The organism is Sporosarcina sp. FSL K6-2383 (genome assembly GCF_038618305.1).
Lineage (GTDB): Bacteria > Bacillota > Bacilli > Bacillales_A > Planococcaceae > Sporosarcina.
Genome location: NZ_CP152017.1, coordinates 935,614 through 957,331 on the forward strand (window position 1 = coordinate 935,614; position 21,718 = coordinate 957,331).

At 44.4% G+C, this 21,718-nt stretch carries 21 protein-coding genes; 20 read left to right on the forward strand and 1 reads right to left on the reverse strand.

The window, feature by feature from the left end; genetic code table 11:
* The first annotated feature begins 1 nt into the window (after nucleotide 1).
* The 16 genes from cobS to MKZ10_RS04965 all read left to right on the forward strand — a co-directional run bounded on the left by cobS (nucleotide 2) and on the right by MKZ10_RS04965 (nucleotide 17,457).
* Nucleotides 2-766, forward strand: coding sequence for an adenosylcobinamide-GDP ribazoletransferase (cobS, locus tag MKZ10_RS04890; protein ID WP_342508400.1), 765 nt, complete (start codon nucleotides 2-4; stop codon nucleotides 764-766).
* Entirely contained in the window at nucleotides 739-1,323 is a 585-nt protein-coding gene (locus MKZ10_RS04895) for a histidine phosphatase family protein (protein ID WP_342508402.1), read from the forward strand. Before cobS ends, MKZ10_RS04895 begins: the two co-directional genes overlap by 28 nt.
* On the forward strand, nucleotides 1,275-1,670 hold the full coding sequence (locus MKZ10_RS04900) for a bifunctional adenosylcobinamide kinase/adenosylcobinamide-phosphate guanylyltransferase (RefSeq protein ID WP_342508405.1): 396 nt from the start codon (nucleotides 1,275-1,277) through the stop codon (nucleotides 1,668-1,670). The genes MKZ10_RS04895 and MKZ10_RS04900 overlap by 49 nt, the downstream gene beginning before the upstream one ends.
* On the forward strand, nucleotides 1,667-2,248 hold the full coding sequence (locus tag MKZ10_RS04905; RefSeq protein WP_342508407.1) for a cob(I)yrinic acid a,c-diamide adenosyltransferase: 582 nt from the start codon (nucleotides 1,667-1,669) through the stop codon (nucleotides 2,246-2,248). The genes MKZ10_RS04900 and MKZ10_RS04905 overlap by 4 nt, the downstream gene beginning before the upstream one ends.
* Nucleotides 2,249-2,250: 2 nt before the next feature.
* Nucleotides 2,251-2,736, forward strand: a complete 486-nt coding sequence (locus MKZ10_RS04910; protein ID WP_342508409.1) for an ECF transporter S component — start codon at nucleotides 2,251-2,253, stop codon at nucleotides 2,734-2,736.
* Nucleotides 2,733-3,416 carry a hypothetical protein gene (locus MKZ10_RS04915; RefSeq protein WP_342508411.1) on the forward strand — a complete coding sequence of 228 codons (684 nt, stop codon included), beginning with the start codon at nucleotides 2,733-2,735 and terminating at the stop codon, nucleotides 3,414-3,416. The genes MKZ10_RS04910 and MKZ10_RS04915 overlap by 4 nt, the downstream gene beginning before the upstream one ends.
* A 469-nt stretch (nucleotides 3,417-3,885) precedes the next feature.
* A complete protein-coding gene (locus tag MKZ10_RS04920) occupies nucleotides 3,886-6,036 on the forward strand; it encodes a (Fe-S)-binding protein (RefSeq protein ID WP_342508413.1) in 2,151 nt (716 codons plus the stop codon).
* 185 nt (nucleotides 6,037-6,221) lie between these two features.
* A complete protein-coding gene (locus tag MKZ10_RS04925) occupies nucleotides 6,222-7,418 on the forward strand; it encodes an acetyl-CoA C-acetyltransferase (protein ID WP_342508415.1) in 1,197 nt (398 codons plus the stop codon).
* Nucleotides 7,419-7,437: 19 nt separating this feature from the next.
* Nucleotides 7,438-8,289 (forward strand): 3-hydroxybutyryl-CoA dehydrogenase, encoded by an 852-nt coding sequence (locus tag MKZ10_RS04930; protein ID WP_342508417.1) that lies wholly within the window; start codon nucleotides 7,438-7,440, stop codon nucleotides 8,287-8,289.
* A gap of 13 nt (nucleotides 8,290-8,302) precedes the next feature.
* On the forward strand, nucleotides 8,303-9,439 hold the full coding sequence (locus tag MKZ10_RS04935) for an acyl-CoA dehydrogenase (protein WP_342508419.1): 1,137 nt from the start codon (nucleotides 8,303-8,305) through the stop codon (nucleotides 9,437-9,439).
* 180 nt (nucleotides 9,440-9,619) lie between these two features.
* Nucleotides 9,620-10,759, forward strand: a complete 1,140-nt coding sequence (locus tag MKZ10_RS04940) for an acyl-CoA dehydrogenase (RefSeq protein ID WP_342508421.1) — start codon at nucleotides 9,620-9,622, stop codon at nucleotides 10,757-10,759.
* 15 nt (nucleotides 10,760-10,774) lie between these two features.
* Nucleotides 10,775-11,398 (forward strand): TetR/AcrR family transcriptional regulator, encoded by a 624-nt coding sequence (locus MKZ10_RS04945; RefSeq protein WP_342508423.1) that lies wholly within the window; start codon nucleotides 10,775-10,777, stop codon nucleotides 11,396-11,398.
* Nucleotides 11,399-11,415: 17 nt separating this feature from the next.
* On the forward strand, nucleotides 11,416-14,673 hold the full coding sequence (icmF, locus tag MKZ10_RS04950) for a fused isobutyryl-CoA mutase/GTPase IcmF (protein ID WP_342508425.1): 3,258 nt from the start codon (nucleotides 11,416-11,418) through the stop codon (nucleotides 14,671-14,673).
* 174 nt (nucleotides 14,674-14,847) lie between these two features.
* On the forward strand, nucleotides 14,848-15,012 hold the full coding sequence (locus tag MKZ10_RS04955) for a hypothetical protein (RefSeq protein WP_342508427.1): 165 nt from the start codon (nucleotides 14,848-14,850) through the stop codon (nucleotides 15,010-15,012).
* 119 nt (nucleotides 15,013-15,131) lie between these two features.
* A complete protein-coding gene (gene rpoE / locus MKZ10_RS04960; protein WP_342508430.1) occupies nucleotides 15,132-15,701 on the forward strand; it encodes a DNA-directed RNA polymerase subunit delta in 570 nt (189 codons plus the stop codon).
* 163 nt (nucleotides 15,702-15,864) lie between these two features.
* On the forward strand, nucleotides 15,865-17,457 hold the full coding sequence (locus MKZ10_RS04965) for a CTP synthase (protein WP_342508432.1): 1,593 nt from the start codon (nucleotides 15,865-15,867) through the stop codon (nucleotides 17,455-17,457).
* Nucleotides 17,458-17,515: 58 nt separating this feature from the next.
* Here MKZ10_RS04965 and MKZ10_RS04970 read toward each other — a convergent pair whose 3' ends face one another.
* On the reverse strand, nucleotides 17,516-18,037 hold the full coding sequence (locus MKZ10_RS04970) for a DUF2529 family protein (protein ID WP_342508434.1): 522 nt from the start codon (nucleotides 18,035-18,037) through the stop codon (nucleotides 17,516-17,518).
* 191 nt (nucleotides 18,038-18,228) lie between these two features.
* Between MKZ10_RS04970 and MKZ10_RS04975 the strand changes: the two genes are divergently transcribed.
* The 4 genes from MKZ10_RS04975 (at nucleotide 18,229) to MKZ10_RS04990 (ending at nucleotide 21,692) form a co-directional block, all read left to right on the forward strand.
* The gene (locus MKZ10_RS04975; RefSeq protein WP_342510019.1) at nucleotides 18,229-18,588 is read left to right on the forward strand and encodes a response regulator; all 360 of its coding nucleotides are present in this window, start codon (nucleotides 18,229-18,231) and stop codon (nucleotides 18,586-18,588) included.
* 103 nt (nucleotides 18,589-18,691) lie between these two features.
* Complete coding sequence (locus MKZ10_RS04980; protein WP_342508436.1) at nucleotides 18,692-19,549, forward strand: class II fructose-bisphosphate aldolase; 858 nt, start codon at nucleotides 18,692-18,694, stop codon at nucleotides 19,547-19,549.
* A 198-nt stretch (nucleotides 19,550-19,747) separates the two neighbouring features.
* Nucleotides 19,748-20,395 carry a fructose-6-phosphate aldolase gene (fsa, locus tag MKZ10_RS04985; protein ID WP_342508438.1) on the forward strand — a complete coding sequence of 216 codons (648 nt, stop codon included), beginning with the start codon at nucleotides 19,748-19,750 and terminating at the stop codon, nucleotides 20,393-20,395.
* 19 nt (nucleotides 20,396-20,414) lie between these two features.
* On the forward strand, nucleotides 20,415-21,692 hold the full coding sequence (locus tag MKZ10_RS04990) for a UDP-N-acetylglucosamine 1-carboxyvinyltransferase (RefSeq protein ID WP_342508440.1): 1,278 nt from the start codon (nucleotides 20,415-20,417) through the stop codon (nucleotides 21,690-21,692).
* Nucleotides 21,693-21,718: the final 26 nt, after the last annotated feature.

Sequence of the window (21,718 nt, forward strand, 5' to 3'; positions counted from 1 at the left end):
GATGACTGGTATATTGTTAGCACTACAGTTTTTTACAGCAATCCCAGTGACGAAAGAGCTACCGCTTGGACGCAAGGAAGTGACGTCGATGTATGTGGCGCTGCCATTTGTCGGAGCGGTAATTGGATTAGTGATGTATGTAGTATCAGTCCTCCTATTAGACGTCGTACATGTAGGTCCACTTCTTGCTGCGGTACTCGTGCTATTGGCTGGAATACTTTTGACTGGCGGCTTGCATTTGGATGGCTGGGCGGATACGGGCGATGCATTTTTTTCCTATAAAGATCGTGCGAAGCGATTAGAAATTCTGGATGATCCGCGTCTTGGTGCGTTTGGGACGATGGTGCTGGTGTTGCTTATTATTGTCAAAATTGCCTTGTTCCATGAAATCCTAACGCGGGGGGTGGGGAATATAGCTGTGTTCATCGTCATCCCTTTTTTAGCAAGAGCTGCTTTGAACGTTTATTTCACAACGGTTCCTCTTGCGAAAGATAAAGGAATAGCTCATTTCTTTAAGGATAAGATGGCCGGCAATGTGGTGATTGGTTGTTCATTGGTTGCTAGTACGGCGGTGTTGGTAGCTGTTGGTTTATGGATGAATAGTTTGCTCCTACCAGTTGGTTTGTTTACTGTACTGGTAGTTGCCCTTGTCATATTTCGTAGCTGGTCACTCAAACATTTTGGCGGCGTCAGCGGTGACTTATGCGGTGCTTTCATCGAAGGAACGGAGGCGTTGTTATGGATGACCGTTTTGTGCTTCATATAATTCGCCATATGCCGACCGCTGGTAATGAACAGCGTAAGTATATTGGCTGGACAGATGAACCGATTATAGCGACGGACGTTAGGTGTCAGATATCAGCAAAGGTTGTTGTAGGTAGCGATTTGCTACGTGCAAGGCAGACAGCCGCCCTTTATTTCCCAGAAGCGATATATGAAGCAAATTCGAATTGGCGTGAATGTCATTTTGGGGATTTTGAAGGAAAAACGTATGACGACCTTGAAAAGGATATGGATTATCGTCGGTGGATTGACGATCCTTATCAAAATGCACCGCGTGGTGGTGAAAGTTTGTTGGTGCTTGAACAGCGTGTACTATCTGCTTTGAAGCGGGTTTCAAATGATATGGTGATTGTGACGCATGGTGGTCCGATTCGGCTCATGTTGACGAGGTTTTCACCAATAGACAAAGAATTTTGGTCATGGTCGATTCCGCATGGCACAGGTTATCAGATGGAATGGGCAAGTGAAAAAGCGTTTAAGGAGGGGCAGCGGTGCATATCATTATCGGCGGTGCTCATAACGGCAAACGAGGCTACGTGAATACGATGTTGGCGGGACGGGAAGTCGAGTGGTTTGAAGGTGTTATACCGAAATATTCGGAAGCGCGTCAGGTAATGGTTGTTGCGGGCATTGAGAAATGGCTTGCAGAAACAGATTTGTCGGAAGCAGATGCGGTTGACTATGTGTTGGCAGCAGTTGCTGATCGTGATGTAATTGTCGTTTTGACCGACATCGGACGGGGAATTGTACCGATAGATGCACAGCAAAGAAAGTTGCGCGATACTTGTGGACGGCTCTATCAGCGGTTGATGGTGGAGGCAGATGAAGTGACTAGAATTTGGTATGGTCTTGCACAAACTTTAAAGAAAAGGGGAGAGGTAGTATGAAAATTTATACACGCACAGGAGATAAAGGGCAAACAAGTTTAATAGGCGGACGTGTTGACAAGGATAGTTTGCGAGTAGAAGCGTATGGCACGATGGACGAATTGAATTCATTCGTCGGAAAGGCAATGACAGAGCTGGATGCGACTATTTTCGCAGATATGCTGGAAGATTTGGAAGCCATTCAAAATGAATTATTTGACGGTGGCGGTGACCTTGCAAACGTGATGAAAGAGCGCCACTATAAATTAGCAGATGAGCCGATTGAAGTGTTGGAACAGCGCATTGACAAACTGATGGAAGAGGCACCGGAGCTTGAGCGATTCATATTACCGGGTGGATCACCAGCTGCAGCAACACTCCATATTGCACGAACGATTGCGAGACGTGCGGAGCGTCAAACAGTGACACTGATGAAGGCGGAAGAAGATGTGTCACCAGTCGTGCAGCGCTATTTAAATCGACTCTCCGACTATCTTTTCGTTGCTGCGCGTATCGCCAATGCACGGGTGAATGTACCAGACAATGAATATGTCCGTAGTGCCAAAGTGTTTAGAACGGATAAGAAAAAGGAGTCCTGAAAATGAAATTAAGAAGGATGACATTAACGGCATTGTTCGTAGCGATGTGTGCGGTTGGTGGTTTAATCAAAATTCCGTCGGCTGTCGGTTCGCTGGCGCTTGATACGGTACCAGCTCTTGTGTCGGCTGCCTTTTTACCACCTGTTTTTTCGGGGATTGCATCTATGTTAGGTCATACGGCTTCTGCGATGTATGCGGGATTTCCATTAGGACCATTCCATGTGATTATCGCACTTGAAATGTTTGTGATTATATTGATTTTTGCAAGTATGCATCAAGCGGGTTTCTCCGTTATGAAATGGGTATTCTTTGTTATCGCCAATGGCTTGCTTGCGCCACTCCCATTTTATTTCCTAGTGTCACCAGCATTTTTCATTGGGATATTACCATCAATAGTTGTTGCAACTGTGCTGAATGCAGTAGTGGCCGCTGTCGTTTTGCCAGCACTTAAGCATGTTGTGGTAGATCGCATGGGGGCTTTACGGTGAGAAATGCTATCGAGATTGGTAATGGTTTTATTGTCACAACGGATAATTCAGGTGGCATCGGTGAAAAGCCAGGCGATATGGTTGCCGCCCCAGACCATGTTACGGCCTATTTTGCTGCGCGTGTCGCTTTGCTCGAACAATGGGCGAGTCATGCAGAACCTGTAACTGTGATGATCCACAATTTTAGCGGCAGTGCGAGTTGGGACAAATACGTGGCGGGTGTGACGGATTTATTCGAAGAGGCGGGGCTGGTAGTTCCTCCGATTAGCGGTAGTACGGAAACGAATATGGAGCTCGTACAGTCCGCGGTTGCAGTGACAATGATTGGCAAGAAAAAAGGGTGGTCGTCTAATGCCGAAACTAGATGGTTTATATATGGAACCCCCCTTGTTGGCAATGAAGTGCTAGAGCGTAAAAAAGAAGTTGCGTCACTTCGGCTACTTCGAGAAGCATTAGAGGACGGCATTGTCCAACAAATCTGGCCAGTCGGCTCAAGCGGCGTTTTGGAAGAGGTCCGTCACATGACAGATGATAGATTGGCACAAGTCGAAACCGTGCTAGATTCAACGAAATCTGCGGGTCCGGCTACTGCCATTCTTGTGGCGATACCGATAGAGAAAATAGCTGAAGCCGAAGTCCATTTTGGAGCATTGCTGAATAAAATACAGATTATGAGTTGAAACCTGCGTCGTCATTGCAGGTTTTTTGAATTTAGTAGCTAGTGATAGGTACGGGGGAGTCCAGTTTGCCGAAAAGGTATCCGAGTTCCGTAAATCGGTAGCCGAGTTCTCACGGGGTAGCTCAGTTTGTCGAAAAGGTAGCCCAGTTCCGCAAATCGGTAGTCGAGTTATCGAAATCGGTAGCTGAGTTCTCCAGGGGTAGCTCAGTTTGTCGAAAAGGTAGCCCAGTTCCTCAAATCGGTAGTCGAGTTATCGAAATCGGTAGCCGAGTTCTCCAGGGGTAGCTCAGTTTGCCAAAAAGGTATCCGAGTTCATCTCCAATAATTCACCCAATACCATGAAATGTTCAAAACTTTAGGTTGACTGAATGCTCATTCATATTTTAAACTAATAAATAGAGTATCGACAGAAAAGTTATTTTCCACTACACTATCTGTACATCCATACACCAAGAAAGGGGAGAGGACAAATGAGCCCATTACTGATTGCCAACTGGATTTTGTTTCTCGCAGTGACGGCATACGCATTAGCTTTGTTCACATACTTAATCAAAACACGTATTCAATTTATCAAACTTGGAAGAAAAGAAGAGTTTGATAACAACATCAAAGAACGTCTTCAGAAAATATGGGTTTACGTCTTCGGACAGAAAAAGTTATTGAAGGATAAGAAAAGTGGAGCGATCCACGTCATGTTCTTCTACGGATTTTTACTCGTCCAATTTGGAGCAATCGATCTTATTTGGAAAGGCTTGAAACCGGGATCGCATTTACCATTCGGTCCAATCTATCCAGCCTTTACATTTTTCCAAGAAATCGTAGCACTTACGATATTAGTAGCAGTTGTTTGGGCATTCCATCGCCGCTACGTTGAAAAGTTGGTCCGTTTGAAGCGCGGATGGAAATCAGGTCTTGTTCTTATCTTCATCGGCGGCCTTATGCTATCAACACTATTAGCAAACGGTATGGGAATGATTTGGCATGGTCACGAAGCATCCTGGTCAGAGCCAGTTGCATCGACAATTGCCACGATTTTTAGCTTCATGCCAACAACAGCAGCTGCTGCTATTTTTTACTTCGGCTGGTGGATTCATCTGTTAATTTTATTAACGTTCCTTGTCTATGTTCCACAATCGAAGCACGCGCACTTAATTGCAGGTCCTGCAAACGTTTACTTTCATCGTTTGGATAATGCGGGCAAGCTGAAAGCAATTGATTTCGAAGCGCTAGAAGATGAGGAAAATGAAGACGACATGCCGGCTCTCGGTGTGGGTAAAATCACTGATTTTACGCAACTACAAATGATTGATTTATATGCCTGTGTAGAATGTGGACGCTGTACGAATATGTGTCCGGCATCTGGAACAGGTAAAATGTTATCTCCGATGGATTTGATTACAAAATTACGAGATAACTTAACGAGCCACGGCGCACTTGTGACGAAACAAAAGCCATGGGTACCAACTTTCGCGTTTAACAACACAAAAGCTAACCAAATTGCATTTGCAGCTGGTCTTGAAGGCGCTTCAATGGATGATATTTACAGCCCGTCTTTGATTGGCGATATCATTACAGAAGAAGAAATCTGGGCTTGCACAACTTGTCGTAACTGTGAAGACCAATGTCCAGTTATGAATGAGCATGTCGACAAAATTATCGACCTTCGCCGTTATCTTGTTATGACAGAAGGAAAAATGGACCCGGATGCACAGCGTGCGATGACAAATATCGAGCGTCAAGGAAATCCGTGGGGCCTTAACCGTAAAGAGAAAGAAAAATGGCGTGAAGCACGTCCTGACCTTCATATTCCGACGGTGAAAGAATTGAAAAAAGCAGATGAAGAATTCGAGTACCTATTCTGGGTCGGCTCGATGGGCGCATTCGATAATCGTTCACAAAAAATTGCCTTGGCATTCGTACATCTCATGAACGAGGCAGGCGTCAAATTCGCTATTTTGGGCAATAAAGAGAAGAACTCTGGTGACACACCACGTCGTCTAGGTAATGAGTTTTTATTCCAAGAACTCGCAACTGCCAATATTGAGGAATTTGAAAAAGCGGGTGTGACGAAGCTCGTCACGATTGACCCACATGCTTATAATATCTTTAAAAATGAATATCCTGATTTTGGCTTCAAAGCAGAAGTTATTCACCATACGGAATTACTTTATGAACTTGTTGTCCAAGGGAAATTGAAGCCGCAGCATGCAATCAATGAAACAATTACGTTCCATGATTCATGTTATCTAGGTCGTTACAACGATGTTTACGATCCGCCACGCGAAATTTTGAAGGCCATTCCGGGTGTTACGCTCGTTGAAATGAAACGTAACCGCGAAGATGGAATGTGCTGTGGTGCAGGTGGAGGCCTCATGTGGATGGAGGAAGATACAGGTCACCGCATTAACGTGGCGCGAACGGAGCAGGCGCTCGAAGTCAGCCCAGGCATTATCTCATCCGGTTGCCCATATTGCTTGACGATGCTATCCGACGGAACAAAAGCCGTTGAAGTGGAAGATAAAGTGGGCACATACGACATTGCGGAGCTTCTTGAACGCTCTATTTTCGGCGAAGATGCACAAGCAATCGAAGAGACAGAAGAAGAACCTGTTTTACAATAAAACATTGCAGAACGATTAGTAATATCGTAGAATTAAAGAAATGGGAGTGTCAGCACTCCCTCTTTTCTTAGAATTCAATTGAGCGAGCGTTCAGTCGGGTGTCACTCGATGTCCGGCACCAGACGCTGCCACTGTAATAAACCAAAAATGAAAGCGCTAACAAAAATGAATGCGGAGGCGATACAATGGCAAGAACAGTCATTTTAGACGGAGCAAGAACCCCGTTCGCAAAATTAGGCGGAGCATTACAATCTTTAACGGCAAGTGATCTTGGCGGGATTGCGATTAAAGAAGCATTAAACCGAGCAGGTGTAAAAGAAGATAACGTTGATGAAGTCATTATCGGAACGGTATTGCAGGCGGCGCAAGGGCAAATCCCATCTAGACAAGCGGCAACAAAGGCAGGACTTCCATGGTCTGTGAAAACGGAAACCATTAACAAAGTATGTGCATCTGGCATGCGTAGTGTCACGTTAGGTGACCAGCTTATCCGCCTTGGCGATGAGGAAGTCATTGTGGCAGGCGGTATGGAATCGATGTCCAATGCACCGTACTATTTACCAAAAGGTCGTTTTGGCTTGAAGATGGGGGATACACAACTCGTTGACGGCATGATCTATGACGGGCTTTCTTGTTCATTCTCACCAGACCGCGTTCATATGGGGACATACGGCAATTCAACAGCAGAAGAATTATCATTGACAAGAGAAGCACAGGACGAATGGTCGCTACGCAGTCATGAACGGGCTTTACAAGCGATAGATAACGGCTTGTTCGCGGAAGAAATCATTGCCGTAGACATTCCGCAACGCAAGGGTAATCCGTTGACAGTAGATACAGATGAAGCACCACGTCGTGACACATCACTGGAATCACTGGCAAAACTGCGTCCGGCATTCGGGAAAGATGGCACCATTACAGCTGGAAACGCACCAGGCGTCAATGACGGAGCATGTGCCCTTGTCTTGATGAATGAAGAGCGTGCACAACAAGAAGGTAAAACACCGTTAGCAATCATTATTGGTCATACGGAAGTAGCCATTGAACCACAAAACTTCCCGCAAACACCAGGCCTCGTCATTAACGAGCTATTGAAAAAGACAGGTAAGAAACTAGAAGATATTGATCTTTTTGAAATAAACGAAGCATTCGCAGCAGTCGCACTCGCAAGTGCACAAATTGCAGATCTTGATCCAGAAAAAGTGAACGTCAACGGTGGGGCAGTGGCACTTGGCCATCCAATCGGGGCAAGCGGAGCACGCATTATATTGACATTGGCGTATGAACTGAAACGACGTGGAGGCGGCATTGGTATTGCATCCATTTGTTCGGGTGGAGGCCAAGGCGACGCGATTATGATTGAGGTACCAAAATCTGAATAAAGCCGGAGGAATCGACACAATGAATATCAAAAAAGTAATGGTCATTGGAGCGGGGCAAATGGGTGGCGGCATTGCTCAAGTATGCGCACAAGCGGGCTTCGACGTAAAACTAAACGATATTAAGGAAGAATCCTTTATCAAAGGACTCGCAGTCATTACAAAGAACCTGTCACGTAATGTCGAAAAGGGCCGTATGACGGAGGATGAAAAAGCAGCTGTTCTTAGCCGCATCACAAAATCACTCGATCTACAAGATGCTTCAGACGTTGACATCGTTATCGAAGCAGCTGTTGAAAATATGGATATCAAACGCTCGATTTTTGCTAAACTCGATGGTATCGCACCTGCACATGCCATTCTTGCATCCAATACATCTTCTCTTCCAATCACGGAAATTGCAGCGGCGACAAGCCGACCAGAAAAAGTGATCGGTATGCATTTTATGAATCCAGTACCTGTCATGAAGCTTGTTGAAATTATCCGTGGTCTTGCCACGGCTGATGAAGTCTACAAAGCAGTCGAGGATATGACGGTGAAGTTGTCAAAAACACCAGTCGAAGTCAATGACTTCCCAGGATTCGTTGCCAATCGCATATTAATGCCGATGATTAACGAAGCCATCTACACATTGTACGAAGGTGTTGCGTCCATTGAAGCGATTGATGACGTCATGAAACTCGGTATGAATCATCCAATGGGACCTCTGCAACTCGCAGATTTCATTGGACTCGACACATGCTTATACATTATGGAAACGTTACATGAAGGATTTGGGGATTCTAAATATCGACCGTGTCCATTGCTTAGAAAATATGTCAAAGCAGGCTGGTTAGGGAAGAAATCGGGTCGAGGTTTTTACGTCTACAACTAAAGGGGAAACGATTATGAATTTAACATTCACCGAAGAACAGCAGATGATGCGTGACATGGTCCGCGGCTTTGCGAAGACAGAAATTGAGCCGTTCATTCCGCAAATGGAGGCGGGCGAATTTCCGCGAGACATCTTAAAGAAGATGGGTCAGCTTGGTTTGATGGGCATTACGGTTCCAGAAAAATATGGCGGTTCAGGCATGGATTTTGTGTCGTATATTAGCGCAATCCATGAGCTATCAAAGGTGAGTGCAGTTGTGGGTGTCATTCTTTCTGTTCATACGTCGGTTGGAACGAATCCGATTATGTATTTTGGCAATGATGAACAAAAAGATCGTTATTTGCCGAAATTGGCGAGCGGCGAATATCTCGGTGCGTTCTGTCTGACAGAGGCGTCTTCTGGTTCAGATGCAGGTTCACTAAAAACGCGTGCTGTGAAAAAAGACGATCACTATGTGCTAAACGGCTCTAAAATGTTTATTACAAATGGTGGCGAAGCGGATGTTTACATTGTTTTTGCATCTACAGACCCTGCACAAGGAACATACGGAATTACAGCGTTTATTGTCGATAAAGATACGCCGGGCTTAATCATTGGAAAAGATGAGCAGAAAATGGGGCTTCACGGCTCTCGTACAGTTGAACTATCCTTCGATAATATGACAGTACCTGCTCGCAATCGTCTTGGAGCAGAAGGCGAAGGGTTTAAAATTGCGATGGCGAATCTGGACGTTGGCCGGATTGGTATCGCGGCACAGGCACTTGGTATCGCAGAAGCTGCGCTAGAAGCAGCGGCAGGCTATGCGAAAGAACGCGTGCAGTTCGGCAAGCCGATCGCAGCGCAGCAAGGTGTAGGATTTAAGTTGGCAGATATGGCAACAGCGGTCGAAGCAGCCAAATTGCTTGTCTACCGTGCGGCACAGCTTCGCTCAGAAGGACTACCTTGTGGCAAAGAAGCATCCATGGCCAAACTATTCGCATCGAAAGCGGCAGTCGAAGGCTCTATTGAAGCAGTCCAAGTATTCGGCGGCTACGGCTACACCGAAGATTACCCAGTCGAGCGCTACTTCCGCGACGCCAAAGTAACCGAAATTTACGAAGGCACAAGCGAAATCCAACGCATCGTCATTAGCAAGCATTTGATGAAATGACTTAACTATATAAATTAAACTAATGATTTTATCTAATCACTAGTGAAGGCGCCTTAAAATGGGTAGACGAAGCCATAAGACTAGCGGCGAAGCTGCTTGGCTTATGGCGGGAGTCATCCCCTAGCGCCGCAACGAATTCAATGGGATTTTTTTCTACAATAAAAAACAGGGGGAACTAAAATGAATTTCAAACTATCCGAAGAACATGAAATGATCCGCAAAATGGTCCGTGACTTTGCTGAAAATGAAGTAGCACCAACAGCAGCAGAACGCGACGAAGAAGAACGTTTCGATATGGACATCTTTAAAAAGATGGCAGAGCTCGGCTTGACGGGTATTCCTTGGCCGGAAGAGTATGGCGGCATCGGCAGTGACTATCTTGCCTACGTCATCGCAGTCGAAGAACTATCACGTGTTTGCGCGTCAACAGGCGTCACACTTTCTGCCCACACATCACTAGCAGGCTGGCCTGTATTTAAATACGGCACAGAAGAACAAAAGCAAAAATACTTACGCCCAATGGCAGAAGGTACAAAAATCGGTGCGTACGGCTTAACGGAGCCGAGCTCAGGATCAGACGCTGGCGGTATGCGCACATCAGCGAAACTCGATGGCGATGACTACGTCTTGAATGGTTCCAAAATCTTTATCACAAACGGCGGCATTGCCGACACTTACATCGTCTTTGCAGTCACTGATCCAGAATCAAAACACAAAGGAACAACTGCATTCATCGTCGAAAAAGATTTCCCAGGCTTCTCTGTTGGAAAAAAAGAAAAGAAACTCGGTATTCGTTCATCACCAACAACTGAAATCATGTTTGAAAACTGTCGCGTACCGAAAGAAAACAGGCTCGGTGAAGAAGGAGACGGTTTTATTATTGCCATGAAAACACTGGACGGTGGGCGTAATGGTATCGCTGCACAAGCAGTCGGAATCGCACAAGGAGCACTTGACGCATCGGTTGATTATGCGAAAGAGCGTGTTCAGTTCGGTAAACCAATCGCTGCCAATCAAGGCATTGGCTTCAAACTAGCAGATATGGCGACGGCGACAGAGGCATCTAGACTGCTGACATACCAAGCAGCTTGGTTGGAATCAAATAATTTACCATATGGCAAAGAGTCCGCAATGGCGAAACTAATGGCTGGAGATACGGCGATGAAAGTAACAACGGATGCCGTCCAAGTATTTGGTGGTTACGGCTATACGAAGGACTATCCTGTTGAACGCTTCATGCGCGATGCGAAAATTACGCAAATTTATGAAGGAACGCAGGAAATCCAACGTCTTGTCATCTCCCGTATGCTAACGAAATGATCGGGGGGAACAGCTATGGAAACAAAGCGTAAAGTAAAATCATCCGTTAAGGATGAAAGTCTCATCGAAAAACGGCGTGAACAGATGATTCAAGGTGCGGTGAAATTGTTCAAGGAAAAAGGATTCCATCGTGCAACGACCCGTGAAATTGCCAAAGAAGCAGGCTTTAGTATTGGCACGCTTTACGAATACATTCGAACGAAGGAAGATGTGCTTTATCTCGTTTGTGATAGTATTTACAATGAAGTGCATAGCCGCCTATCGACCTTGCCGACGCAGGAAGGGACGATTGATGGACTACGGCTAGCGATTGACCAATATTTCCATTTAATCGATGATATGTCCGATGAATTTCTAGTGATGTATCAAGAATCGAAATCACTGCCAAAAGATGCTTTGACTTATGTACTGAAAAAAGAAATGGAAATGGTCGCTTTGTTTGAAAATCTGCTAATCGCCTGTGCGAAATCAGGCGATTTACGTATCGCGCAAGCAGATATAAATATAGCGGCACACCATATCGTTGTCCAAGGACAAATGTGGGCATTCCGCAGATGGGCATTGCAGAAAAATCATACAATTGAAGACTATATTCGTATCCAGACGGATCAGCTCTTCAAAGGACTTGTGGGAGAATAAAAAAGGGGTGTTCTAATATGGCTACAGTTGAAATTTACAAACCAAAACATCATATCCGTTTCGTCACAGCATCTAGCCTTTTTGACGGTCATGACGCGTCCATCAATATTATGCGTCGCATATTACAATCCAGTGGCGCAGAAGTGATTCATTTGGGGCATAATCGTTCTGTCGAGGAAGTAGTAAATGCTGCGATTCAAGAGGACGTACAAGGGATTGCTATTTCATCTTACCAAGGCGGTCACGTCGAATATTTTAAGTATATGTATGATCTGCTACAGGAAAAAGGTGCACCGCATATTCGTATTTATGGCGGAGGTGGCGGAGTCATTATCCCGAAGGAAATCAAAGACCTGCATGACCATGGTATTGCCTGGATCTTCTCACCAGAAGATGGTCGTACAATGGGGCTGCAGGGCATGATCAATCGGATGCTGGAGGAATGTGATTTCCTGACGGAAGTTGACAATGAACTGGGTCAACTCGAAACCGTAACGACGGAAACACCGGAAGTACTCGCCAATCTTATTACGTATGCGGAAGAAATGTATGATCAGAATGATGCGAAGGCGAATGCGTTCATCACACAGGCGCGCGCACTAACTAAAAACACGCCAGTTCTTGGAATTACAGGTACGGGTGGTGCAGGGAAAAGCTCGCTGACGGATGAGTTAATCAGACGTTTTTTACGAGAACTACCTGATAAGAAAGTAGCTATCCTGTCGATTGACCCAACAAAACAAAAAACGGGCGGGGCATTGCTTGGTGACCGTATTCGCATGAATGCAATTTTCAATAATCGTGTCTTCATGCGCAGTCTCGCAACACGCGGTTCTCGCACGGAACTTTCTGGTGCCATCAAAGACGTACTCGATATTGTCAAAACAGTTGGTTTCGACTTGATCATTGTCGAAACAAGTGGAATTGGGCAAGGGGATGCGGAAATTACAGAAGTATCCGATGCTTCGATGTACGTCATGACAAGCGAATTTGGTGCACCAACTCAGCTAGAGAAAATTGACATGATTGACTTCGCGGACCTTATTGTCATTAATAAATTCGAAAGAAAAGGCTCCGAAGATGCGCTTCGCCAAGTACAAAAGCAGTATCAGCGCAGTCATTTACTATGGGATAAAGATGTAGCAGATATGCCCGTTTACGGCACAATCGCTAGCCAATTCAACGACAAAGGAACGAACGCATTATTCGCTGCGCTTGTTAACGTGTTGAATGAAAAATGTGGATTGGACTGGGAAACATCCTATGGACAATTCATTAAAACACAAAAACAGAATGTTATTATTCCAAATGATCGTCACCATTACTTGCGTGAAATTGCTAGTACAGTGCGTGATTATCATAAGAAATCTGAACAACAAGTTGACCTTGCGCGCCGCCTATTCCAACTTGAAGGTGCGATTGAGGCTGTGAATGAAAAAGCACCGAATGACGTACTCACTGCATCTCTTCAATCGCTTGTAGACGGCGTACATGAAGAGATGACGTCTGAGTCGAAACGGATTTTAGCGAATTGGGAGCAATTGAAAGAAGCTTATGCGGGTGATGAATTCATCACAAAAATTCGCGATAAAGAACTGCGTACAGCGTTAACGACTACCAGTCTTTCAGGTTTGAAAATCCCGAAAGTATCACTCCCGAAATTCAAAGATTACGGCGAAATCCTACGTTGGGTTTATAAAGAAAATGTGCCTGGTTCTTATCCGTATACGGCTGGTGTTTTCCCGTTCAAACGCGAAGGAGAAGACCCGAAACGCCAATTTGCAGGAGAGGGTACGCCAGAACGGACGAATCGTCGCTTCCATTACTTGTCGAAAGATGATGATGCTAAGCGCTTATCGACAGCCTTCGACTCTGTAACGTTATACGGGGAAGACCCGGATGAGCGTCCAGACATTTATGGGAAAGTCGGAGAGTCAGGCGTTAGTATTTGTACACTTGAAGATATGAAAAAGCTCTATGACGGCTTCGACCTCTGTGCACCGTCAACCTCTGTTTCGATGACCATCAACGGTCCAGCACCGATTATTCTAGCGATGTTCATGAACACGGCGATTGATCAGCAGGTTCGCATCAAAGAGGAAGAGCTCGGGCGTACATTAACAATGGAAGAATTCACTGCACTACGCGAGGCAACATTGCAAGTTGTGCGTGGAACTGTACAAGCCGATATTTTGAAAGAAGACCAAGGTCAAAACACTTGCATCTTCTCGACAGAATTCGCGCTACGCATGATGGGCGACATTCAGCAGTATTTCATCGACCAAAAAGTACGTAATTATTATTCTGTATCGATTTCGGGCTACCATATCGCTGAAGCAGGTGCGAACCCGATTTCACAGCTTGCCTTTACATTGGCGAACGGCTTTACGTATATTGAGTATTATTTAAGTCGAGGTATGGCGATTGACGATTTTGCGCCGAACCTATCGTTCTTCTTCTCGAACGGCCTCGATCCAGAATATACGGTCATCGGACGAGTCGCTCGCCGTATCTGGGCAGTGACTATGCGCGAAAAATACGGTGCGAACGAACGCAGTCAAAAGTTGAAGTATCATGTACAAACATCAGGACGTAGCTTACATGCACAAGAAATTGACTTTAATGATATTCGGACAACATTGCAGGCGCTAATGGCGTTGCAGGATAACTGTAACTCCTTGCATACCAACGCCTATGACGAAGCTATCACAACACCGACGGAGGAATCCGTTCGTCGTGCAATGGCTATCCAAATGATTATTACAAAAGAGCTTGGCCTTGCGAAAAATGAAAACCCGCTTCAAGGAACATTTATCATCGAGGAACTGACAGATCTTGTCGAAGAGTCCGTACTTCAGGAGTTTGACCGTCTCAATGACCGCGGTGGTGTTCTTGGGTCGATGGAAACACAGTACCAACGCGGTAAAATTCAAGAAGAATCAATGCATTACGAAATGCTTAAGCATACGGGGGAGATGCCGATTATCGGCGTCAATACCTACTTAAATCCAAACCCACCGTCTGCGGATGATATCGATAACATGGAATTGGCACGCGCCACTCAACAAGAAAAAGAAACACAAATTACCAATCTACGCGCATTCCAAGCTACACACGCCGACCAAACGGCGGAAGCGTTAGACAAACTAACAGCAGTAGCTGTCTCTGGCGGCAACATCTTCGCCGAGTTGATGGAAACCGTGAAAGTAGCCAGTCTCGGCCAAATCACAAACGCCCTCTACGAAGTCGGCGGTCAATATCGCAGAAATATGTAATAAACAAAAGCGCAGGGCGCCTGCCTAGATGCTCGGAGTCTAGACGATATAAAATCCACGGGGCAATCCCCGTGGATTTTTACGATTATATTGTACTCGAAAACAAATCGAAAAACGTGACATACTTTACCTTCATTTTTTATACTATATACTGAAGGAAAGGGGCTGTTTACTATGAAAGGGATTACGCACATAGCCATTGTCACAGTAATTATTATCCTTATTTATGTTCTATATGATGATGGCTTAGGTGCCATTCCTTTCCTTTTAGCAGCCATTTATTTATGCGGGATTATCATAAAAGAACTGAAAAGCTTGAGCAGAAGTAAAAGATTGTAGCATATTCCTGTCTTCATTGTATATAATGGTAGATATGTTTATCTTCATTATGAAGATAAAGCCTCCGGACGCAATTACGCCGGGGCGTAATTGATCTGCAGAGAAAGGACGTGCGTCTATTGAATATACGTGAAATGACAAAAGAACAACTGTTGGAAGAATCGATGATTAATATCGCCTATGCGATTTTGACTGAAAAGCATGAGCCGCTTACACTTCAGCAGCTAATGGATGAAATCCGTAAGCTTACAGGTATAAGCGAAAGAAAAATGAAGGACAAGCTACAACAATTCTATACAGACATGAATATTGACGGCAGATTCCTTGCTATCAATGACAACCGTTGGGGTCTTCGTGAATGGTACCCCGTGGATCAGATTGAAGAAGAAACAGCTCCTGTTGTTAAAGTACGCAAAAAGAAAAAGAAAAAAGTAGTCGTTGATGATGAGGATGAAGATCTAGAAGAAGAGGATGACGACGAAGACGAGCTATTCGACGAAGAATTCGATGAGCTTGTAGACGACGAAGATGAAGAGGACGACGAGGAAGAGGAAGAAGAAATCGTCGAAATCGAAGCGGATCTACTCGAACCTGACGATGACCTTGAAATCATCCCTGACGATGAGGATCTCGAACTCGATGAAGAAGAGGACGACGAAGACGAAGATGATGAAGAAATTGAGGAATAAGTACTTGACTTCACTCGTCTAACACTATAAGATTTTACTGGGCTCCTTAAAAAAGGACACATGAACTAGTGCATATGCGCTCCTCCTGTAGATTCATTTCTACAGACGGGGCGCTTTTTAATTTTTTCTTTTAAAAATGATGAAATAGATGGAGGAGTTTGACATGACAAAATATATTTTTGTAACAGGTGGCGTCGTATCATCGCTCGGTAAAGGGATCAATGCAGCATCACTTGGAAGGCTATTGAAAGGTCGTGGACTTCAAGTAACGATGCAAAAATTCGATCCTTACATTAACCTCGATCCAAGAATGATGAGTCCTTTACAGCATGGTGAAGTATTTGTCACTGAAGACGGGGCGGAAACGGATCTGGATTTAGGTCATTACGAGCGCTTTATCGACATTAAATTGAATAAGTACTCAAACGTGACGATGGGAAAAGTCTATTCCTCAGTACTGAAAAAAGAGCGTCGTGGTGAATACAATGGAGCGACAGTTCAAGTTATCCCCCATATAACCAATGAAATCAAAAGCCTCATCAAACGTGCTGGAAAAGAAACGAACGCAGATGTTGTCATTACCGAAATTGGTGGCAGTGTCGGCGATATTGAATCTTTGCCATACCTAGAAGCACTTCGCCAGATGAAAACGGATCTCGGAAAAAATGATGTCATGTATATCCATAACACACTAATTCCATACCTACATGCCGCTGGTGAAATGAAAACAAAACCAACGCAGCATAGCGTTAAAGAGCTACGCAGCCTGGGCATCCAGCCAAATATGATTGTCGTGCGCAGCGAATATCCAGTGCCACAAGAAATGAAGGACAAAATTGCGTTGTTCTGTAATATTAAATCAGAAGAAGTGATCGAAGCGCTTGACGCAGAAACATTATACGAAGTTCCCCTTCGTTTGCATGAACAAAAGATGGACCAAATCGTCGTAGACTTCTTAGACCTTCAAACGAAAGAGCCTGACATGACAGAAATGGAAGCACTCGTCGATAAAGTGAAATCCTTATCGAAAACAGTACGCATTGGGCTGGTTGGTAAATACGTTGAACTGCAAGATGCCTATATTTCTGCAGTTGAAGCACTTCGCCACGCAGGTTACGACTTTGGCGCAGATATTGAAATGAAGTGGATCAATTCCGAAGAAGTAACAACGCAAAATGTAGCAGAATTACTCGGGGATGTAGACGGAATCCTTGTGCCAGCTGGTTTCGGCGAACGCGGCATTGACGGGAAAATTGAAGCCATCACGTATGCACGGACAAACAAAGTTCCGTTTTTCGGGATTAGCCTTGGTATGCAATTAGCGGCAGTTGAATATGCACGTAACGTTATGGGATTAGAAAATGCGCATTCAGCTGAATTCGATAAAGATACAAAACATCAGATTATCGAAAGTCCTGTTGAAAGTAATGGGAACGTAGAAGATTATTTCAGGTTGGGTAGTTACCCATGTAAGTTAAAAGAAGGAACGAAAGCACGCGCTGCTTACGGCGAAGAATTGATTTACGAACGTCACCGTAATCGCTATGAATTTAATAATGAATATCGTGAGCAATTTGAAGCGGCAGGTATGACACTTTCTGGCATCAGCCCGAATGATGAGCTTGTAGAAATCATCGAATTGGAAGACCACCCATTCTTCATCGGTGTATCATTCCACCCAGAATTCGCATCACGCCCAACACGTCCACAACCACTGATTCGAGATTTCATCGAAGCAGCACTTACTAATAAATAAAATAAAAAGCCACGCCTGAAACGGAAAAGTTCCGTTCAGGCGTGGCTTTTTAAATCTATTAATCCTCGTCAGAAATCATCTCATCATACGCAAGTTTAACAGCTTCATAAACAAATAAAGCCGCAATTGCATGAGGTTGAACAATGCGTTCCCCGTTTTCACCCGGTAACAATCCACGCGTTAAACCCGTCGATACATATGTGTAGGACAAATCTTCGAGCATATTCTCTTCGGCAGGCTTATCAGCACTTAGTGCGGCGAATGGGATGAAGCGCTCTGCAAGCATTTGCGCTAGGGACAACGCACGTTCATCCTCTGCTGAACGACTCAATAACCAAACGCGATCTGCGGATTCAATGTCCATCCCTTCTACATAGCGGATGGCTCCCTTAAATGGCTCTACACTCGTTAATGCAGTTGCAGTTACAGCACCCATTTCGCCAAATCCTGCAATAATTACACGGCCCTCGCCAATTGTCGCCTGTGCAAGAAGTCTCGCTGTCTCTTCAATTGATTCTTCGCCATTGGCAGCGATACGCTGAAGAAGTCCACCGATTTGTGTCGTTAATATTTTCATCATGATCACCTCTACTTCATTATAAGAAGGGAAGGTATAGAAAGCAAAAGGCCAACCATTTGAAAAAGTAAGTGTCGAAATTCAGACGCAATTTATGTTGTAATCCAATTAATTTCAAAAAAAAGAAGGGAAAAACTTTAATTTGTCAAATAAGTACTATAAGTGAAACCGATTGCAGGAAGAAGGGGTAGATGTTGAAAAACTTATTGATTGTTGATGACCAAACAGGCATCCGTCTTCTGCTAGACGAAGTGTTCCGCCGGGAGGGTTTTGTCACGCGGCTCGCCGCAAATGGAATGGAGGCGCTTCAAGCCGTAGAGGATGAAGTGCCGGATTGCGTCCTCCTCGATATGAAAATGCCAGGAATTGACGGTGTGGAAGTATTGAAGAGAATTAAAAAGGGCTGGCCCGAAGTTCCAGTCATAATGATGACCGCCTATGGTGAACTTGAAATGACTGACGATGCACTGCAAATTGGTGCCTTAAAATATTTCACAAAGCCTTTTGATATTTACGAGGTTCGTGATGCTGTCAATGCAATTTTTGAAAATTGACAAAGTGGACAGTGGTAAACACTGTCCTTTTTTGTTATGATAAGAAAGGTATATAAAATTAATATGCAATTTTCAGTTCGATTTTTTCGGAGGAGGAATTTATATGGCATTGGAATCAATGAAAGATATGATGATTAAAGGGAAAAAAGAAGGGTATGCAATCGGTCAGTTCAACTTGAACAACCTTGAATACACACAAGCGATTTTACAAGCTGCACAAGACGAGCAATCACCTGTTATTTTAGGGGTTTCTGAAGGAGCAGCACGTTATATGGGCGGCTTTACAACAGTTGTTAATATGACGAAAGGTCTTATTCATGACCTGAAAATTACAGTTCCTGTTGCGATTCATCTTGACCATGGTTCAAGCTTTGACAAATGTAAAGAAGCGATTGATGCTGGATTTACATCTGTCATGATTGATGCATCATCAAAATCACTTGCCGAAAATATTGAAATTACAAAAAGCGTTGTAGCCTATGCACACGAGCGTGGAGTTTCTGTAGAAGCTGAGCTAGGTGTTGTCGGTGGACAAGAAGACGATATCATTGCAGAAGGCGTTATTTATGCAGACCCAGCAGAATGTAAAGAACTTGTTGAAAAAACAGGTATCGATTGCCTAGCACCTGCACTTGGCTCTGTTCACGGACCTTATAAAGGTGAACCGAATCTTGGCTTTAAAGAGATGAAAGAAATCTCAAGTCAATCGGATCTTCCACTTGTTCTACACGGTGGAACAGGTATCCCGACGAAAGATATCCAACGTTCAATTTCTTTAGGAACAGCAAAAATTAACGTCAACACAGAAAACCAAATCGAAGGTACAAAAGCAGTGCGTGAAGCACTTGCAGCGGATACTGAAGTATACGATCCACGTAAATATTTAACACCAATGCGCGCCGCTATCAAGAAAACAGTTAGCGGAAAAATGCGTGAATTTGGCAGCTCACAAAAAGCATAATACGATAGTAAGAGGAAAGAGGAGAAGCATTCAGTAGGGTGCATTCTCCTCCTTTTCCATTAAGCTCTATTATATTTCACGGTTGAATTTAACAATTTCCATTGATTGAAGCGCAAGGCGGCGACTCCTGCGGAAATCAACAGTACAGAGCTTACCATTAAAAAGTACTGGTTCACGACAAAAAAAGGGGGAGTACAGATGAAATTTTTCATTGACACAGCAAATTTTGAAGAAATTAAAGAAGCACATAGTTGGGGGATTCTATCTGGCGTCACTACAAATCCTTCACTTGTCGCGAAAGAGGATGTTCCTTTCCACGATAGATTACGTGAAATCTCCAAGCTTGTCCCCGGTTCAGTCAGCGCAGAAGTCATTGCACTGGATGCGGAAGGAATGATTAAAGAAGGGCGTGAACTGGCGGCAATCTCACCTAATATTACAGTGAAATTACCGATGACGCCTGAAGGATTGAAAGCTTGCTCAGTGTTTGCTCGAGAAGGCATTCAAACAAATGTCACACTGATTTTCAGCGCCAACCAAGCACTCCTTGCCGCACGTGCAGGTGCTACTTACGTATCTCCATTCCTCGGTAGACTAGATGATATTGGACAGGATGGTATGTCTTTAGTTTCTACAATCGCAGATATATTCACAATCCATAATATAAAAACAGAAATCATCGCCGCCTCAATTCGCGGTCCTCAACATATTACAGATGCAGCCCTTAGCGGTGCGCATATTGCAACAACACCATTTAATGTATTGAAACAATTATTCAACCACCCACTGACTGACAAGGGAATCGAAGCATTCCTAGCAGACTGGGAAGCTAGAAAGAACAAGTGATGTACTGAAGGAGAATAATATGGACGTTTATAAAATTACAGGCGGTAAACCATTAAAAGGGACTATTAAAGTTAGCGGTGCAAAAAATAGTGCAGTTGCACTTATTCCAGCGTCCATTTTAGCGGACTCACCCGTCACGATTGAAGGACTCCCGGAAATTTCCGATGTGTTGACACTTCAAGCGTTATTGGAAGATATCGGTGGAAAGGTCGACTTTACTAACGGTACAATGACGGTAGATCCAACAGAAATGATCTCTATGCCACTTCCAAATGGCAATGTAAAGAAGCTCCGTGCGTCCTACTATTTGATGGGGGCCATGCTTGGTAGATTTAAAAATGCAGTGATTGGTCTTCCAGGTGGCTGCCATTTAGGGCCAAGACCTATCGATCAACATATTAAAGGCTTCGAAGCACTTGGTGCAAAGGTGACGAACGAACACGGAGCGATTTATTTGCGTGCGGAAGAACTCCGTGGTGCGAAAATCTACTTGGACGTTGTCAGTGTTGGCGCAACCATTAATATTATGCTTGCAGCTGTCCTTGCTAAAGGGCGTACAACAATCGAAAATGCAGCCAAAGAACCTGAGATTATCGACGTAGCAACATTACTCTCCAATATGGGTGCGAAAATTAAAGGTGCTGGGACGAATGTCATTCGAATTGAGGGAGTAGAAAAACTTCACGGTACGAAACATACAATTATCCCTGATCGCATCGAAGCGGGTACATTTATGATTATGGCAGCTGTTGCCGGAGATGGTGTGACAATCGACAATGTCATCCCATTCCACGTAGAAGCCTTGACAGCTAAGCTTCGCGAAATGGGTGTCAACATCGTTGAAGGAGCAGAACAAATTTTCATCCCAAAGTCGAGGAATTTGCAAGCAGTTGATGTGAAAACACTTGTCTATCCAGGTTTCCCCACTGACTTGCAGCAGCCGTTTTCCGTATTGCTGTCACAGGCAATTGGTTCGTCTGTCATTACGGATACTGTCTACTCCGCAAGATTCAAGCATATCGACGAGCTACGTAGGATGAATGCGGACGGTCGTGTTGAAGGACGGTCAGCGATAATTGCAGGACCGACGCCACTACAGGCTGCAACAGTACGCGCATCAGATCTACGTGCCGGTGCTGCGCTTGTCCTTGCAGGGCTTATTGCTGACGGAGTAACTGAAGTACAAGAAATTCAACATATCGAACGTGGCTACAGCTCGCTAATCGACAAACTTCAAGGTCTCGGCGCGGACATCCGTAAAGTAACCATTCCAGAAGAAGTAATCGTCAACGAATGAGCACTTAAGCAGTCTAAGTCTTTGTG